The 17,314-nt window shown below is 67.5% G+C and carries 15 protein-coding genes; 8 read left to right on the top strand and 7 right to left on the bottom strand.

Annotation, left to right across the window (positions count from 1 at the left end; all coding sequences use genetic code 11):
* The first annotated feature begins 71 nt into the window (after positions 1-71).
* Genes AB8M46_RS26350 through AB8M46_RS26335 form a run of 4 tightly spaced genes read left to right on the top strand, consistent with a single transcriptional unit; the run spans position 72 to position 7,329 of the window.
* A complete protein-coding gene (locus AB8M46_RS26350; protein ID WP_394361968.1) occupies positions 72-455 on the top strand; it encodes a hypothetical protein in 384 nt (127 codons plus the stop codon).
* Positions 456-493: 38 nt separating this feature from the next.
* The gene (locus tag AB8M46_RS26345; protein WP_394361967.1) at positions 494-3,367 is read left to right on the top strand and encodes a TIR domain-containing protein; all 2,874 of its coding nucleotides are present in this window, start codon (positions 494-496) and stop codon (positions 3,365-3,367) included.
* A gap of 2 nt (positions 3,368-3,369) precedes the next feature.
* The gene (locus AB8M46_RS26340) at positions 3,370-5,163 is read left to right on the top strand and encodes a protein kinase (RefSeq protein WP_394361966.1); all 1,794 of its coding nucleotides are present in this window, start codon (positions 3,370-3,372) and stop codon (positions 5,161-5,163) included.
* A 3-nt stretch (positions 5,164-5,166) separates the two neighbouring features.
* Positions 5,167-7,329, top strand: coding sequence for an ATP-binding cassette domain-containing protein (locus tag AB8M46_RS26335; protein ID WP_394361965.1), 2,163 nt, complete (start codon positions 5,167-5,169; stop codon positions 7,327-7,329).
* A gap of 63 nt (positions 7,330-7,392) precedes the next feature.
* Here the strand turns inward: AB8M46_RS26335 and AB8M46_RS26330 are convergent, their stop codons facing one another.
* Positions 7,393-8,112 carry a trypsin-like serine protease gene (locus tag AB8M46_RS26330; RefSeq protein ID WP_037336721.1) on the bottom strand — a complete coding sequence of 240 codons (720 nt, stop codon included), beginning with the start codon at positions 8,110-8,112 and terminating at the stop codon, positions 7,393-7,395.
* A 281-nt stretch (positions 8,113-8,393) separates the two neighbouring features.
* Here AB8M46_RS26330 and AB8M46_RS26325 point away from each other — a divergent pair, with 281 nt between their 5' ends.
* Together AB8M46_RS26325 and AB8M46_RS26320 are read left to right on the top strand one after the other, a co-directional pair.
* Entirely contained in the window at positions 8,394-9,089 is a 696-nt protein-coding gene (locus AB8M46_RS26325; RefSeq protein WP_394361964.1) for a nitroreductase family protein, read from the top strand.
* 172 nt (positions 9,090-9,261) lie between these two features.
* Positions 9,262-10,650, top strand: a complete 1,389-nt coding sequence (locus tag AB8M46_RS26320) for a Gfo/Idh/MocA family protein (protein WP_394361963.1) — start codon at positions 9,262-9,264, stop codon at positions 10,648-10,650.
* Here the strand turns inward: AB8M46_RS26320 and AB8M46_RS26315 are convergent.
* The 3 genes from AB8M46_RS26315 to AB8M46_RS26305 are packed head-to-tail and all read right to left on the bottom strand — an operon-like array spanning position 10,647 to position 12,930.
* The gene (locus tag AB8M46_RS26315) at positions 10,647-11,237 is read right to left on the bottom strand and encodes a TetR/AcrR family transcriptional regulator (RefSeq protein ID WP_394361962.1); all 591 of its coding nucleotides are present in this window, start codon (positions 11,235-11,237) and stop codon (positions 10,647-10,649) included. The two genes, AB8M46_RS26320 and AB8M46_RS26315, sit on opposite strands and share 4 nt — an antisense overlap.
* Positions 11,224-12,078 (bottom strand): cell division protein ZapE, encoded by an 855-nt coding sequence (gene zapE / locus AB8M46_RS26310; protein ID WP_394361961.1) that lies wholly within the window; start codon positions 12,076-12,078, stop codon positions 11,224-11,226. The genes AB8M46_RS26315 and zapE overlap by 14 nt, the downstream gene beginning before the upstream one ends.
* A gap of 57 nt (positions 12,079-12,135) precedes the next feature.
* Entirely contained in the window at positions 12,136-12,930 is a 795-nt protein-coding gene (locus AB8M46_RS26305; protein WP_037336715.1) for an adenylate/guanylate cyclase domain-containing protein, read from the bottom strand.
* Between the two features lie 227 nt (positions 12,931-13,157).
* Between AB8M46_RS26305 and AB8M46_RS26300 the strand changes: the two genes are divergently transcribed.
* Together AB8M46_RS26300 and AB8M46_RS26295 are read left to right on the top strand one after the other, a co-directional pair.
* Positions 13,158-13,754 (top strand): DUF6801 domain-containing protein, encoded by a 597-nt coding sequence (locus AB8M46_RS26300; protein ID WP_037336713.1) that lies wholly within the window; start codon positions 13,158-13,160, stop codon positions 13,752-13,754.
* 384 nt (positions 13,755-14,138) lie between these two features.
* A complete protein-coding gene (locus tag AB8M46_RS26295) occupies positions 14,139-14,546 on the top strand; it encodes a hypothetical protein (protein WP_394361960.1) in 408 nt (135 codons plus the stop codon).
* On the opposite strand, the gene AB8M46_RS26290 is transcribed toward AB8M46_RS26295, so the two are convergent.
* The 3 genes from AB8M46_RS26290 to AB8M46_RS26280 are packed head-to-tail and all read right to left on the bottom strand — an operon-like array spanning position 14,539 to position 17,268.
* Positions 14,539-15,864, bottom strand: a complete 1,326-nt coding sequence (locus tag AB8M46_RS26290) for an MFS transporter (RefSeq protein ID WP_378422884.1) — start codon at positions 15,862-15,864, stop codon at positions 14,539-14,541. The two genes, AB8M46_RS26295 and AB8M46_RS26290, sit on opposite strands and share 8 nt — an antisense overlap.
* 21 nt (positions 15,865-15,885) lie before the next feature.
* Positions 15,886-16,731, bottom strand: coding sequence for a DUF3592 domain-containing protein (locus AB8M46_RS26285; protein ID WP_394361959.1), 846 nt, complete (start codon positions 16,729-16,731; stop codon positions 15,886-15,888).
* A 9-nt stretch (positions 16,732-16,740) separates the two neighbouring features.
* A complete protein-coding gene (locus tag AB8M46_RS26280) occupies positions 16,741-17,268 on the bottom strand; it encodes a hypothetical protein (RefSeq protein ID WP_038514728.1) in 528 nt (175 codons plus the stop codon).
* Between the last annotated feature and the right edge of the window lie 46 nt (positions 17,269-17,314).

The raw sequence follows: 17,314 nt of genomic DNA, 5'->3' as shown, positions 1-17,314 counted from the left end.
CGCGACGAGTAGCGAATCCGTTGCTTCGTGCGATCAAGTGGCCATATCGGAGAGAAGTAAGGGGCGCCGTCATGCGCATCGTCACCATCGTCACGCTGTTGACCGTCGTGGGACTCATCACCGTCTCGGGCTGTGGCCCCACCGGCCCCAGCACACAAGCGGAGGTCTGCGCGGCGTTCGACCAGCTGGGCGAGAAACTCCTCGGCGCGAACGGGCTGTATGACAACGCCGTATTCAGCAAGGCGGGCGACCTCGCGGACGCGGCGGGACGCTACCCGGGGAATCCCGGGCTGACCGCGGACTCCGCGGCGCTGGCCAAGATCGCCGACTCGGACTCCACCAGCGGTCGCGCACTTAACCAGGCCACCTCGGCCATCGCGGACCTGTGCGGTCACCCCCTGGGGTTCGGCAGCATATTCGGGCAGAACGGGTCGACCGAGTTGGCGGGGCAGTGAACAGTCCACGATCCTCACCAGGAAGGCAAGGAAGGCCGATGGCCGGATTCGACCCGTTCAGGCTGAGGCGAGCGCACACGGCCCGGCAATTCGATGTCTTCATCAGCTTCACCAGGGCAGACCCGGGCGGCTCGGAGGCCGTACGGTTCATCAAAAGCTCCTTGGAATCGGCCGGCCTCCATGTCTTTTGGGATGAGGACATCAAGGAATTCGACGGCATCACCCAGGATCTGGTGGATGCGCTGGCCTCGGCCAAAGTCCTGCTCGCGTACTTCTCGGAGCAGTTCCCGACTCGTTACGCCTGCCAATGGGAACTCACGGCGGCGTTGATCGCGGCACGACGGCACGGGAACCCGGCAGATCGAGTACTCGTCGTCAACCCCGAAGGCCCGTTGAAGGACTCTCATCTGAAGCCGATCGAGCTTGCCGACGCCCGATTCTTCGCCGGCCCGGTGACTCCCGGCACCATCGACACACTCGTCGACCGCGTCGTGAAGAAGGTCAGAGCCGCGGACCGTCCGCTGGGTAGTCCCCGGCGCTCATCCGACCCTGCCGGAATACCGGCCCGGATTCTGCGACCTCGCCGGTTCATCGGCCGGTACCCCGACATGTGGGATATCCACAGTGGACTCCATGCGTCGGATTTCCCCGCCGTCCGCCTGCCCGAATCCCGCCCGGCGGTGATGGTCCAGGGTATCGCCGGTCAAGGGAAGACCAGCCTTGCCGAGCAGTACGCCTACCTCTACCGCGACGCGTTTCCAGGCGGCATGTTCTGGCTTGAACCGTTCGGCGCACTGCCGTCGCCCACCAACCCCAACCCCGGGAGTATCCTTCCGCGCTACCACGCGGCCCTGCGCCACGTAGCTGACGGTATCCATGGACTCCAAGCCGAAGGGGCCGACCCGGCCAGGCTGAGCAAGATGATCGCGGATCACCTCACCGGCAGGCGCGAACGCGTTCTCTGGGTGATCGACGACGTACCGGCCGGTGTTCCGCCGGACGTACTCGATCAGCTCCTCATTCCTTCGCCGGTGGTGCGCACGATCTTGACCGGACGAGGCGGCGCCCCTGGCTGGGACGTGCGGAGCGTCGAGCTGCGTGGTCTGAGCCAGGCCGACGGCCGTTTGCTGTTCGCGATGAGCCGCGAACCCGCGAGCGTCGCGGAGCAAGCCGCCGTCGACGACTTCATCCGGCGCTGCGACGGGCATCCGATGGCCATCCGAGGTGCGGCGAACGCGGCACGCAACCGGCCGGATCTCATCGACAGCCAGGACTTCGCCGACCATATCAACCGGACGTCGCCGTTCGTCATCCGGGCCATCCGGGACGACCTCGCGAACATCAGTGCCCTGGCTCGCCGTCTGTTGCAGGTCGCGGCGGTGCTCGCGCCGGTTCCCTTCCCGGCCAGGCTGGCCAGTCGGATCCTCGGGTGTACCGAAGGCATGGCCAGAGAACGCCTGGGTTCCGCGGCTGACGAGTTGGCGGCCGGCGGCTTCCTCAGCGTCGTCGACGGCGCTTGGCAAGTACACGGCCTCGTCACCGAGGCGGTCGGTACCGAAGAGTCGATCACCTCTGCCGCCGCGCCTGCGGTCCTCGCCGCCTTGGGGGAAACCGCCGGGGACGACCTAGTTCAACACGCCGAGACCCTCGCCAGGAACGCGGATGTCGCCGCTTCGGACCGAGTGTCCCTGCTGCGGCTTGTCGGCACCTCCTACCAGCGCCACGGCAACCTGATCGCGGCAGCAGAGGTATTCGGCGAGCTGCTGGCGATCGACGCCGCCGTCGCCGATTTGCTCACCGCGGCCGAAGCAGAGATCGGCTGTGCTCACTACGACAAGGCCGTGGACCACGCGCGCCGTGCCACCGCGAACACCGACGACCACCGGCTGCGCTATCGAGCGAGACTGCTGGCGGCACGCGCCTTGGACGCGCAAGCCAGATACGGGGAAGCCGATCAAGAGTTCTGGGATCACTACGGTGAACGGCCGGCCGTTTGGATGAGTGTCGAGGAACGTTTGTCGACCACACTCGCGATCTCCGTGAGACAACGCCAGCGGGGCAGGCCCAAGGACGCGGTGGCGGCACTCCGGTCCGCGGTGACCGAGTTGCGGGCCGCACCACCCGGTCCGCTCCGCGACGACATCGGGCCGTCCATCAGGCTGGAACTCGCCCGGGTCCTCCAGCTGACTGGCAAGGCCCGTCAGGCGCGCGTGATCGCCGGGGAAGTCGTCGACGAGTACACCGAAGCAGGTATGCCCCGGCACGGACGGCGTCTGGAAGCTCTCGCCGTTCAGGCCGAAGCGACTCTGACACTCGACTTCACCGAAGTCGGCGCCGCCTCAGAGAGCTGGAGTCGCTCCGCCGCCGGACTCGGGGAACTCAAGGCGCAGTACACCGAACTGTTGGGCGCCGACAATCCCTTGACCTTGGAAATATGGGTGAAAGCCGATCGTGCGTTGCTGGCCTTGGGCCGGCCTGAGGAGGCTTTGTCCGCACTCTCCGCCACCGACGACGAGATCGCTCGGCGACTCGGCCCGGACCACGTGCTGCGGCTGCGCGCACGACACGGAATGGCGACGGCTCATGGACAGCTCCGGGAGTTCGGCCGCCAAGCGGAGATTCTGGAAGAGCTCTTGCCACAACAGATCGACGCTCTCGGGAACCAGCACCCCGAGACCGTCGAAACTCAACTCGATCTCGGGACCGCCTTGCTCATGGGCGACTGCGGGCAACGAAAACGAGCAGTCGATCTGGTCGACGAGGCGGCCAAGACCCTCCGTGACGTACTCGGTTCGAACGTCGACCTGTCGGCCAAGGCGACCACAGCCCAATGGGTGCTGCGCCTACCTCAATGGATGGTGGGCTCCTACCTCGTCTTCGAGCGGTTACTCGGCACCAAGAAGGAGAAGTAGTCATGGAACGTGCGTTGGGCAGCCGCTATCGGCTGGGCGACCTCCTCGGCAGGGGTGCCATGGGGCAGGTATTCGCGGGAACCGACCAGGGTGGACACGAGTTCGCGTTCAAGATCTTGCGCAGCGATCTGACCGGGGATCCGGACGTGGTGGCCCGCTTTCTTCAGGAACGGTCGATCCTGGTCGGGCTGAGGCATCCGAACCTCGTACCGGTGCACGATCTCGTCGTCGAGGGCGAAACCGTCGCGATCGTGATGGAGTCGGTGCATGGTGGCGATTTGCGAACGTGGCTGAACGCCACCGGCACCCTACTCCCGTCGGAGGTCGCGAGGACCGGTGCCGGGATAGCGTCGGCCTTGGCCGAGGTGCATCATGCCGGCGTCGTGCATCGGGATGTCAAGCCTGAGAACGTCCTGATGGACGATTCGGGTTCGGAGAGAATTCCTCGTCTCACGGACTTCGGTATCTCCAGGCTGGCCAACTCGAGCGACGTCGGACGCAGTTCACTGTTGGCAGGCACTCCGCAGTACGTCGCTCCAGAACTCGCGGAAGGCGAAGAAGCCACCGCCGCGGCGGATCTCTACTCGTTGGGCATCGTTCTCTACGAGCTGTGCTGCGGCGTGACCCCTTTCGCCGGTAGATCGATGCTCCAGGTGGTACGGCAGCACGCCGAATACGAGCCGGGGAGACCGGACGGGATTCCGGACCAGCTGTGGGACATGATCAGTTGGCTCTTGGCAAAGGGACCGCGTGCCAGGCCTCAGTCCGCGAAGCAGGTCGCCACCATGCTCGAGGCGATGATCCCGAACCTTACCGGACTTCCGGTGGCACTCCCCCTGTCCACGCCCCCGGCGGCCGTATCGATCGCACACACCCAGGAAACGGTGGGTGCCATACCGCAGACTCCGCGGGTCCCGGCAGGCCCGCCGGGCGTTCTGACCGGACCCGCCGATGGAGTTCCCGTGCCCAAACGCAGACGTTCGAAGAAGATTGCCCTGGCACTGCTGGTTTTCGCGCTCGTCGGTGGAGGTGTCGTCGTGTGGAACTCGGCACGGCAAACACCCGAAGCCACCTCGACCGGGCGACCCGCGGAACCGGGTTCGTCGCGCGCCGCACCTCCGGTCAAGGAAGCGGAGACCACCAGTTCCGCGCCCACGATGACCACCGCGCCCGATCTCGTCGGCAAGGCGGTGTCGGAAGCGCAAGACTCACTACCCTCCAGTGTGCAGGTGGAGATCATCGACTCGATCGAACAGACCGGAAAGCCGGGAACCGTGATCGGCCAGGAGCCCAAACCCGGTGATCAGCTGAACGGGAAGATCAAGCTGACGGTCGCCAGGGAGGCCGTTCAGGTCTATCTGGACGAGTTGGAACCCGTGCGCGGCGAGTGGTCCAGCCAGAGTGCCGCTGGCCGGGTGGGCGGCAAGGTTCTGACGCACACCGTTCACGACGAACTGGGCTGCAGCAATGCGGCCCAGGCTGTTGAATACAACCTGGCGAAGGGCTTCAGACGGCTGCTGGCGACAGCGGGGATCGACGATGACTCACGAGACACCGAGTTGAAAGTCCAGTTGGAGATTTTCGCCGACGGCCGTAAGTTAACGTCGTCCGTACTGGAATACGGCAAGAGCATCGAGGTGAACGTCGATCTCAGCGGCGTTCTCCGCTTGAGGGTGCAATGGCAGCCGCTCGGTTCCAATTCGGATTGCTTCGGCGGAACCGTCGACGTCGGCGAGGCTCGGCTTCTCGGTCTGCCGGGTGAAGTGCCCAGCTCGTCAAGTGTTCCGACGAGCTGACCGATGACGCCGCCGGAACCCGTCGTGTCGATCACCTTCGGCCTACGTTCGTGGCAGCTCGTTCCCGGGCAGATCATCACGGTAGGGCGATCCGACCGCTGTGATGTCCTGGTCGATGACGTCCGGGTGTCCCGGGAGCACTTGCGGATCAGTTACGACGGCGGTTGGCAGGTGATCGACCTCCGGCCGAACGGTGCCACCATGCCGGAACCGCTTACCGGCAGAGGATCCGTTCTGCTGGCCGATGGCCTGTCGATCGAGTTCGACGTCGCTTCGTCGCGACGGAAGGCGTCGGACGGTACCACCGTGACAGTGGGCAGGGCGCGCGACAACGACGTGATCTTGAACGATGTCCGCGTGTCACGGCACCATGCCCGGCTGGAACGCGGCTCCTCGGGCTGGCAGGTCACGGATCTGGGCGCCCGGAACCGGACCCTTCTCAACGCTGTCCCGATCTCCAACCCGGCCCCGGTGTTCAGCGGAGATCGGCTCACCTTCGGTGGGACGGATCTCCTCGTCGAGGGCGACGACTTCCTTCCGGCCGGGACCACGCGGGCCTCACTCGTCGCAAGGCACGTCGGCTACAGCCTGCCCGGAGGTCGGCAACTGCTGGTCGGCGTCGACCTCAATGCAGGGCCGGGTGAGCTCGTGGCCATTCTCGGTCCTTCGGGCGCGGGGAAATCGACCCTGCTCGCAGTCCTGTCCGGGAAGCTGCGGCCGGACACGGGAACCGTTCACTACGACGACTACGAGGTCCATGATCAGTACACGGCGGTCCGCAGCCGGATAGGCCTCGTACCGCAGGAAGATCTCGTACATGCGAGATTGACCGGGCGTCAGGCGCTCACCTACGCGGCGGCCTTACGGCTTCCGGAAGATACCAGCAAGGCGGAAGTGCGCGCGAAAGTCGAAGCCACACTTAAGGAACTCGGCTTGGCCGGCCACGCCGACGTCCGGATCTCGCGCCTGTCCGGGGGACAGCGCAAACGGGTGTCGGTGGCACTCGAACTTCTCACCAGCCCGTCCTTGCTGTTCCTCGACGAGCCGACATCCGGCCTCGACCCAGCGCTCGACAGACAACTGATGTCCAGCCTGCGAGAGATCGCGGACGCGGGCCGGACCGTGGTGCTGGTGACCCACAACGTGCTCAATCTCGGCCAGTGCGACAAGGTCGTTCTGCTGGCACCGGGCGGGATTCCCGCCTTCACCGGTCCGCCGGGCGAACTACGCCAACGCTTCGGGACCGACGATTGGGCCGACATCATCACCAGCGTCGTGGAGACACCTCCGGTCTCCCTTTCCGACGATCCACCACGTCGGTCGGCCGAAGCTAGGAAGCCACCTGATCAGGGTGGACGGAAACCCGTCTTCACCCGTCAGATGGGCACTTTGGCGAAAAGGCATACACGTCTCATCTTCGCCGACCCTGGGTATGCGATCTTCCTCGCCGTCCTGCCGGTCGCCCTCGCCTTACTGGCCTTGACCGTTCCCGGGCGCGCCGGACTTCGAAACGGCTCGCCGGTCGAAGCGGCCGAAGCAGGTCAGATCCTTGTGCTGCTGTTCGTCGGTGCGGCGTTCATGGGCGGCGCCGCCGCCGCACGAGAGGTGATCGGTGAGCGATCGATCATCCTGAGAGAACGTGCGGCCGGTTTACTTCCGGCGGCGTACTCCGCGGCCAAGACAGGCATGTTCTGCCTGGTGTGCGGCGCTCAGAGCGTTCTGTTGGTCGGTGTTCTCGTCATCGTCAAACCGAGACCTACCGACAGCGTCGCACTCGGCAGCGCGTCACTCGAACTTGTGATCGCGGTCTGGGGTACGGCGACGACGTCCTGTCTGTTCAGCCTTTTGGCTTCCGCACTGGTGCGCTCGAGCGAGCAGGCCATGCCGGTGCTAGTGGTGACCGTCATGGCGCAGTTGGTGCTCTGCGGCGGGCTGATTCCGATCACCGGCCGAGCCGCGCTGAGTCAGCTGTCCTGGCTGGTCCCGGCCAGGTGGGGATATGCGGCAGGTGCCTCGACCGTGGATCTCAACAGGACCGGGCCCCCGGACGATCTGTGGACTCACGCGTCCCACTGGTGGCTGCTTTCGATCGCCGTTCTGACCGGGGCCGTGATCCTGTGCGCGGGCCTGCTCACGGTTCGGATGGTCCGGCTTTGCCGAACCTGAGGGGGGCCCGACAGCGGGGCCCTTCCCGGCAACAGCCGGGAGGGGCCCCGCCACAACCGAACCTCAGACCCCGGCCACCTGCTGGATCCAGGGCCGGTACCGCGTGATGTTCGTGTACGCGGTCGTGGTCTGCCGGTCGCTCGTCGACGCGACGCCGACCTGGCGGCCGGAGGCGAACATCGGGCCGCCCGAGTCCCCGCCGGCGGTGATGCCGTCGCCGCGGCGCGCGCACACCGCGATGCCGCCGTTGTAGTCACGGCAGGAGACCGACGTGACCGAGACGTTGGCGACCTTCAGGTAGCGCGACTGGCAGTTGATCTCCGAACCGCACTGGCTCGTCGCGCCCCAGCCGTAGACCTGGACGGTCTGGCCGACGGAGACGCTGGCGGTGGTGCCCAGCGGCGAGTAGGTGGCGTTCACCGAGGTCGTCAGCTTCACGATCGCGAGGTCCGCGCTCGGGTGCCGGGTGACGGTGGAGCCGGTGGCCATGGTGCCGCCGCTCTGCTGGTCGAGGCTCCCGATCCGGAAGGTGAACGTGCCACCGCTGGCCACGCAGTGCTTCGCGGTCAGGATGTACTGCGGCGCGATGATCGTCGAGGTACACGTTTGCCGGCCGTTGGCGAAGAGCCTGGCCGCCCACGGGCCGCTCGAAGCGTTCTGGCCGCCGATGATCATCGGCTGGACGTCGGAGGACGGTTCCGCGGCGGACGCCACGGGGGCGGTGACGCCGAGCAGTGCCGCGAAGGCGGTGCCGGCGATCAGTGCGAAGGAGCGAAGTCGCATGGTTCCGACTCATTTCTGCGGCCGGGATCCGGCCGCGCGATGGGGACGGGGTGTGCTGATTCTGAGACGCGGCAAGAGAAATCGGACACCGCCGAAAGTCGTGCAGTAGGTACTTATCTCTTCGCCCCCACCACCGCTAAGTGCCCCTCTAGGTACCGGAACCACCCGCCGGTTACGACACCCGGCGTCCGTCCACTTGAGACGGATGGCGGCATAACTCCAGGGACATAACCCGGCGCCGGGTCTTCCCGAAAACCCTTCCCGCCGACAGAATCGCCACCATGACCGCAGCACAGTGGACCCCGACCTACGGCGACCCCTTCGAGCCGGTTCCCTATTGTCCGGCGCGCATGCCCGAGGAGGAATCGCTGGCCACCGCCGCCGATCTGCGCCGCCGCATGGACGACCGCCGCACCGTGCGGATGTTCTCGACCGACCCGGTGCCCGAGCAGGTGGTCGTCGACGCCATCGCGGTGGCCTCGACCGCGCCCAGCGGCGCGCATCAGCAGCCGTGGACGTTCGTGCTCATCAAGGACGCCGCGACCAAACAGCGGATTCGTGAAGCCGCCGAAGAGGAAGAGCGCGTTTCGTACGAGGGCAGGCTCGGCGAGGAGTGGCTGTCCGCCTTGCGCCCGTTGGGCACCGACGCCGTGAAGACCCATCTCACCGACGCCCCGTACCTCATCGTGGTCTTCCAGCAGCGCTACTTCCTCGACGAGGACGGCACCAAGCACAAGCACTACTACGTCGACGAATCGGTGGGCATCGCCGTCGGCATGCTGCTCACGGCGCTGCATCTGTCCGGGCTGGCCGCATTGACGCATACGCCGTCGCCCATGCGGTTCCTCGGCGAGCTGCTCGAACGGCCGCAGAACGAGAAGGCGTTCGCCGTCATCCCGGTGGGCTATCCGGCGGACGACTGTGTCGTGCCGAACCTCGTGCGCAAGTCGATCGATCAGGTCATGATCCGTCGCTGAGCCGACGCGTGACCCGGGTGCGCGCGCACCCGGGTTGCGCGAAGCGGCCGCGAACACACAGTCAAACTGCGCATTAGTGCAGTTTACTGCTCACTTTGGCGCATCTCTTGACATATCCGGCGGCGATTGGACAAAGTCTGGGCACCGAAGGCGACACGAAGGAGTGTTCTTCATGGCCGACCTGCCCTCTGTCTCCCGGCGGACACTGTTCGGTGGCGCGCTCGCCGCCGGGGCGCTCGCCGCGATGCCGGCGAGCGCCACCGCCGCGGAAGAAGCCGCGAGCCCGCCCCGCCGTCCTGGCCGGCGCAGCATGATCGGCGTCCCGTTCGAACGGCACCGGACCGTCCGGATCGGGATGATCGGTCTCGGCAACCGCGGGATGTCCATGATCGGCGGCTGGAGTGCCGTCCCGGGCGCGGCGGTCACGGCCGTCTGCGACATCCGCGCCGAGCGCGCGAAGGCCGCCGCGGACAAGCTCGCCGCCGACGGGCGTCCGCGTCCGGCGGAGTACGGCGGATCCGCCGACGCCTACCGGAAGATGCTCGCGCGGGACGACATCGACCTCGTCTACATCGCCACGCCGTGGGAGTTCCACTACCCGCAGGGCAAGGCCGCGCTGCTGTCCGGCAAGCACGTCGGCGTCGAGTTGCCCATCGCCACCGAGCTCGACCAGCTGTGGGACCTCGTCGACACCAGCGAGCAAACCCGCAAACACCTGTTCCTCGCCGAAAACTGCAGTTACGGCCGCAACGAGCTGGCCATCCTCAAGATGGCGCACGAGGGCGTCTTCGGCGAGGTCACCAACGGGCACGGCGGTTACCTGCACGACCTCCGCGAACTGCTGTTCTCCGACACGTACTACACCGACGCGTGGCGCCGGAAGTGGCACACGCGCAGCACCGCGAGTTTCTACCCGATGCACGGTCTCGCGCCGATCGCCGCCTGCATGGACGTCAACCGCGGCGATCGGTTCGCCACGTTGCGCGCCACGGCGACCGAGCCGAAGGGCCTCGCCGATTACCGGAAACGCCACATGCCGCCGGGTCACCCGTCGTGGAAGGAGACCTACATCAACGGCGACCTGGTGACCTGTCTGATCGAGACCGAGCAGGGCCGGATCATCCGCGCCGAGCACGACGTCAGCTCGCCGCGCCCGTACAGCCGCATCAACAGTCTCGCCGGCAGCCGCGGCATCGTGGAGGACTACCCCGCCCGGATCTACATCGAGCCCGACCACAGCGGTCACGCGTGGAAGGACTTCGGGCCGTACCGCGACCGCCACGACCACTGGCTGTGGAAGAAGCTCAAGGACGACCCGAACCTCGGCGGGCACGGCGGCATGGACTACGTGCTGCAGTGGCGGATCGTGCAGCAGATGCGGGCCGGGCTGGTGCCGGACATCGACGTCTACGACTCGGCGGCCTGGTGCTCCCCCGTGCCGTTGAGCGTGGTCTCCCTCGAGCGCGGCGGGAAACCGGTGGCGGTACCGGACTTCACGCGTGGCGGTTGGCAGAAAGCCCGGCCGGGGCTGGACTCGCAGCCTTCGGAGATGCCCGGCTAAGGCATTCCCCGCAGGAAGGCCGCCAGTGGCCGGGTGAACTGGTCGATACTCGCCGGGGTGCCCGCCTCGACGCCGTCGAGGGAACCCGCACCGGCGAACCGGTCGAACAGCAGGCCTTCGATCAGGCTGACGAGGTCCGCGCTCGCCGTGCCGGGATCGGACGCGCCGAGGGCTTCGCACAACCGCGTCGCATGCTCACGGGAGAAGAGGGCCCGCGCGAGGAGTTCGTGGAGCTCGGGGAAGTCGGCGAGTTCGATCGTCAGCGCGTAGCGAGCGGTGACGTGATGGCGGCGGCTCACCAAGAGGTCGTCGAGCCACGCCGCCATCGCCCGCGCCGCGGCGGTGTGGCCGGCGACGGCGGCGTGCGCCAGGCCGGTCAGCTGGAAGCGGTGGGCGGACATGTCCGCGATACGCCGGACCACCGCTTCCAGCAACGCCTGGCGCGTGCGGAAGTAGTACGACGTCGAGCCGCGCGGCAGGTCCAGCCGGACGTCGACGGCGCTGTGCGTCAGGCCACGGATTCCTTGTGAGGCAAGAACTTCCGTCGCGGCCTCGGCGATGCGTGTCCGCCGGTCAGTGGGCTCCACAGTGGACCTTCCCGCCGGACAGCGCGGTGAGCCTGCTCCGGATCCGGTCCAGATCCGGGACTTCCGGAGGATCACGGAAGAGTTCGTCCAGCGACGCGGTCGCGTAGACGGCCAGTTCGACGCCCTGGTCGACGAGGATGTCGATCAGGACCCGGAACCGCATCGTGGCGTCGGCCCCCGCCGTCCTCAACGGCGGGACGTCGGTGATGGTCCACCGGCGGTGGCGCGCGGCCAGCTCCAGGTAGTCCCTGGTCGACATCTCCGTCGTCGCGCAGAGCTCGCCGAAACCGAACGTGACACCGGCCGTCGACTCGGGCGGCTCGCCGACGACGAATCGGCCCGGCCTGGTCCCTGGCAGGCGGTAGTCGTTCTCGCCGTCGAGGCGAACGACGTCGAGATGCGCCCGAAGCGCCGTCACGACGGCCTCGATCTTGTCGTGGAAGAGCGGATCCGGCAGCAGCCCTTCCGGTGGGTAGTTCGACGTCGCGACCAGCGTGATCTTCCGGGCGAACACCGCGTCCAGCAAACGCCGCAGGAGCATCGCGTCGCCGATGTCGTGCAGGTGGAACTCGTCGACGCACAACAGCGAGAGCCGGTCCAGCACCGCGGCGACGGCCCGGTCGATCCCGCCGAGGTCGTGCGCGGTGGACTGCAGATGCGCGAGCAGATGATGCAGATGCCATCGGCTCTTGCGGCCGGGCGCGGCTGCGTGGAAGGCGTCGAGCAGCATCGTCTTGCCCCGCCCGACGGAACCCCACAGGTAGACACCACGCCGCCTGCGCGGCACCTCGTCCAGCAGCGCCGCCACGGCGATCTGCCCGGAGTCCAGCTCTATGCCCATAGAGGAAGCCTCTAGAGAAATAGAGGGCCAGGCAAGCGAAGGTGATCGAGAGGACACTCAGCCGTCGGCCGTGTACCGGGGAACGACCCGGAAGACGCGCAGGTCCCTCGGGGTCCCCTTGGCCCGGAAGTTCCGGCGCGGGCGCACGGTGAAGGTGTCCTGGTCGAGTTCTTCGACGACGCTGGCGCTGGCCAGGACCTCGTCGCCGTCGGCGGCGGCCATGATCCGGGCGGCGATGTTCACGTCGACGCCGAGATAGTCGTCGCCGACCCGCTGCGGATTCCCGCGGTGCAGCCCCGCGCGCAGATGGGGCAGGTAACCCTCGGCCTTGATCACGCTCACGGCGGAACACGTCTCGTAGGCGGCGTTCACCGCCTCCCCCGGGTCGGCGAACACGGCCATCACCCCGTCGCCGAGCCCCTTGACGACACTGCCGCGGTGCCCGGCGACGATCGACTCGGTCACCTTGGAGACCTCCCGCAGCAGCTCCAGCACGCGGTCGTCACCGGCCTCCAGCGCCCAGGTCGAAAAGCCGACGAGGTCGGTGAACAGCACGGTGATGCCGTCCGCGGACAGCGGCGGGGCGCCGGAGCGGCGGACGGCCTGCCATGCCTGGACCGCGGCCAGCCCCAGCTCGCGGGTGGCGCTGGGCCGGTCGGCACCCGCCTCGGTGAGCAGGCGGGCGAGCCGATCGGACGAGCGTCCCGTCGACGGCGCCAGTGGCTCGGCGTTCCCGGGGACGAGCCCGCGCAGGAACCGCGCGCCGCGCACCAGCTCACCGCGCTGGTCCGTCGCGCGCAGGAACCTGCGGGTCCGGAGGTGCCACGGCTCAGGTCGTTCGGTCACGATCAAGACGATAGTCGTTCGCCGCGCGGACGGAGCACCTGTCACCGGGGTGACAAGAACACGGACGGCAGTTCCCCTTTCCGCCTTCGCGTGACAATTCGCGAACTCACCATTCTCCATACGCGTGACAAGATCGAAGCGTAAAGAAAACGCGAGAGATCTTTCCCTTTCCTCGTTGGTGACTTTCCACCTACATTCGGTTTCGAGCCCATTCAACGACGAAAGGACCTGACATGACGGAAACCCTCGTACGGAAGGGTGTCCGGCGATTCCGCGCGGCCGGGATCGCGGCCGTGGTCGCCGGAACCGTAATGCTCACCGCGGCGGGAACCGCGGCCGCCGTCGAAAAGAATCTCACGTACAAGGGCGGCTTCCCCATCATCGGCGACCAGAAGGTGGCGGTGGTGGTGAAGGCGGAAATCCCGGCGACGGCCAAGGCGGGTGAGCCGATTTCGGTGCCGTTCACCCTCGACGTCGATTCCGGTCAGGCCGCCGGCGACGGGCTCCGGCTGGTCGGTGCGAAGAAGCTCTCCGGCACCATCAGCTCGAAGGTGAACATCGCGCTCGGCGAGCAGAAGGTGTCGATCCCCATCGAACTGCCGATCCCCGACACCGAGGTGCCCGCGGAAGGCTCGCTGAAGTTCACCGCGACGGGCAAGGTCGACTTCACCATCCCGGCCGGGACCCCCGCCGGTGAGGCGACCAGCAGCGTGGACGCCGCGGCGACCTCGCATATCGTCACCGACAGTTCGCTCGGCGAGTTCGACGTCAACCTCACCCTCGACCCGCCCGACCAGGACGCCGTCCTCGGCAAGACGACCGTCAGCTGATCACCCGTCTTCCCCCGGCTCGGCGAGCCGGGGGAAGACGCGTCTTGACCTCAAGCGCACTGGAGGTCACAGACTCTCGATCATGTGGATCTGCGACAGGTGCGGTATCGAACACCCGGCCACCCCGGAGCCGCCCCGGTGCGTGCTCGACCGCGGCGAGGTCGGTATGGAGGAAGCCGGTGACCTCGGCGCGCACACCGGACGCTGGTGGACGCACGAAGAACTGATGTCCGTGCCGCACAAGACCCTGCACCGGGATCACGGCCGCGGGCTGCACAGCATCAAGCGGGACCCTCAGTTCGCGATCGGGCACTGGTCGTTCCTCGCGACGACTCCGGCGGGGACCCCTAGCTCGGCTGGAGCCGCGCGCTGGGCGGGGTCCCGGTGCTGGTCAACGAACGCAACCGCGAATGGCTGCCCGCACCCGATCCGGCGTTCGAGTTCTGGGACGAGCACGTGGAACCCTTGCCCGGCCTCGAACTGATCCGGCTCGGCGGGCATATGCGCGGCAGCGCCGTCGCCAGGACACCGGACGGGAGCATCCTGGCGGGCGACACGATCTCGGGCGGGCTCGCGCCGGGCTGGGTCTCGTTCCAGCGCAACTTCCCCAAGCACATCCCGCTGTCGGCGGCCGTGGTCCGCCGCATCGTCGACCGGCTCGACGACTTCCCCTACGACCGGCTCTACACCCTGGGCGGGGACACGATCGACCGTGACGCCCGCGCCGTCGTGCGCCGAAGCGCCGAAACCCATATCCGGTGGGTGAACGGCGACTTCGACCACCTCACTTGACCGACAGGTTCTCCTTGGCCTTCTCCTTGCGGCGGAAGGACAACGCGATGACACCGGCCATCCCCATGAAGAACGCGACGGCCCACATGCCGGGCCGGAAGCTGCCGGTCAGCCCCTGCAGCCAGCCGACGAGGTACGGGCCCACGAAACCCGACAGGTTGCCGAAGGAGTTGATCAGGCCGATGCCGGCGGCCGCGCCGACGCCGGTGAGGAAGGCGTTCGGCAGCTGCCAGAACACCGGGACCGCGGTGAACACGCCGACCGCGCACAGCGTCACCGCGGCCATCACCAGCAACGGCGAACCCAGGTAGAGCGCCGCGGCGATCGAGACCGCGCCGACGAACGCGGCGATGGCGACGTGCCCGGCGCGTTCGCCGGTGCGGTCGGAATGGCGTGCCCACAACACCATGGCGACGGCGGCGATGGCATACGGGACCGCCGTGATCAGGCCGATTTCGACGATGCTGTATTTGGTCTGGAACTGCTGCTCGAAGCCCTTGATCACCTGCGGGAGGAAGAACGCGAGCACGTAGAGGCCGAAGATGATCCCGAAGTAGACGGCGCTCAGCGCGAGCACGCGCGGATCGGTCAGCGCCTTCCGCGTGCTCACCTCGTGGCCGACCTCGCGGGTGTCCTCGGCGTCGAGGGTCGACTGCAGCGCGGTGCGCTGGTCCGGGGTCAGCCATTTCGCGTTCTTCGGCCGGTTCGGCAGCAGGAACAGCACCGCGATGCCGAGCAGGATCGAAGGAACACCTTCGGCGAAGAACATGAAGCGCCAGCCCGAGTCGAAGCCGAGAGCCCCGTCGCCGTGCTTGATGAGCAGGGCGGAGATCGGACTGCCGATGACCGACGAGAGCGGGACCGCCAGGAAGAACAGCGCGACGATCTTGGCCCGCACCTTCCGCGGGAACCAGTAGGTCAGGTACAGGATGATGCCGGGGAAGAACCCGGCCTCGGCGATACCGAGCAGCACCCGCACGATGTAGAAGCTGACCTCGCCCTGGATGAACGCGGTGGCCGAGGCGACGATGCCCCAGGTGACCATGATCCGCGCGATCCAGACCCTGGCCCCGACCTTGTGCAGGATGACGTTGCTGGGCACCTCGAAGAAGAAGTACCCGACGAAGAAGAGGCCGGCGCCGAGCCCGTAGGCCGCCGAGCTGATGCCGAGGTCGGCGTTCATGGTGAGCGCCGCGAACCCGACGTTGACCCGGTCGAGATAGTTGAGCAGATAGAGCAGCCCGAGGAACGGGACCAGCCGGATCATCGCCTTGCGGACCGCCTGCGCGGTGGACACCTCTGCCGTCTGTTCGTCCATCCGCGGGAGTGTAGAGGGCGATCAGAACAACGGGGGCAGGAAGGCACCGAGGTTTCCGCCCGCCGCCCGATCCGCCGGATCCGGATCGATCCGGACCGACTCCGGATCGCGCGGGTCGTAGGTGACCTTGACCGTCGAACCGCGGGCCGGCGCCTGCAACGGCGAGGTGATCATCGTGGCGGTGACCGTCCGCTCCCTCGCGTCGGTGGGGAACCGGACCTGCACGGTGAACCGGGGATTCCCCATCACCCAGACGTTGGTGAACTCGACGCCGACCACGGTGCCCATCACCTCGTGGCCGGTCCGCGCCAGCGCCTCCGCGCGGTCGTCCGCTTCGGCCTTGGTGACGAACGCCCGTCCCAGCACCATGATCATGACCAGTGCGGTCACCCCGGCCACCGCCGGGACGAGATACGGCTCGTAGTAGACGACCCAGTCCACCTCGGTCCACGGTTCGGACGGCAGCCGCTTCCCCACCGCCTCCGGCGGCGTCCAGGACGGAATCGCGGCGCCGGCGCCCAGCGCGATGCCGAGGGAGGCGGCCAGGCTGCTCGCCCGGAAGCCGACGCCCATCCCGCGCAGCGACACCCCGCCGCCCCACAGCATCGCGAACCCGAGCGACGAAGCCACCGTGATCGAGATGCTGAAGAGCAGGACGAGGGAGACCGCCGGGCCCGCGTCGGCCCCCCACGCGTCGACGCGGTTCAGCGACATCAACCGGAAACCGTCCAGCAGCCCGAGCGCGCCCGACCAGCCCACGACCGCCCAGGCCAGCGTCGTGGGCACGCCGAGCAGCCACAGACGCAGGCCTGGGCGGCGGGCCCGCCGGGAGTCTTCCGGCAGGCCGAATTCGAAGGTCCCGAACATGTCTACCGCCTAACCGATCGGGCCGAACACTGCGACCTTCGCCGGGTCGGCGGGGTCGACGCGGGCTTCGTGCCGGGTACCGGGCGCGTACTGCTGGATCGTCGCCAGCGGCGTGATCAGCTGCGTCACCGTCCGGTAGGTGGTGCCGTCGGCGCGGGTGACCTCGAGCGTCGCGGTGTACTGCGCCTGCCCGGCGATCTTCCGGCCGGTCGGCTCCAGACCGCGGACCACCAGCGTGGCGGGCTCGCAGGTGTCGTAGAGCCGCCGCAGTTCGGTGCCGTAGGCCTGCAGTTCCTGCTGCTGGCGCAACTGCTCGTCCATCGGCAACGCCATGAACGCCGCCATGTCCGGGTCGGCGTTGAGGCTCCGGAACGCCTGCGCGGCCAGCTGCGGAGTCGGCAGCTGCGGCGTGATGTCGTGGCCCTGCGCGGCGGCGGCCTGCCGGAACTGCTCCGCGTGGCGCTGGAAATCCTGCTCGCCCCGCGCCATGCCCTGCTGCGTCGCGTCGTTGATCTTGTCGCGGATCTTCTTGAACATCGGGTGCCGCCTTTCGCCGTGTCGTTCGTGCTGGACACAGCCTCGG

This window comes from Amycolatopsis sp. SB7-3 (assembly GCF_041021335.1).
Taxonomy (GTDB): domain Bacteria; phylum Actinomycetota; class Actinomycetes; order Mycobacteriales; family Pseudonocardiaceae; genus Amycolatopsis; species Amycolatopsis japonica.
This window is presented reverse-complemented; position numbering and strand designations above follow the sequence as displayed.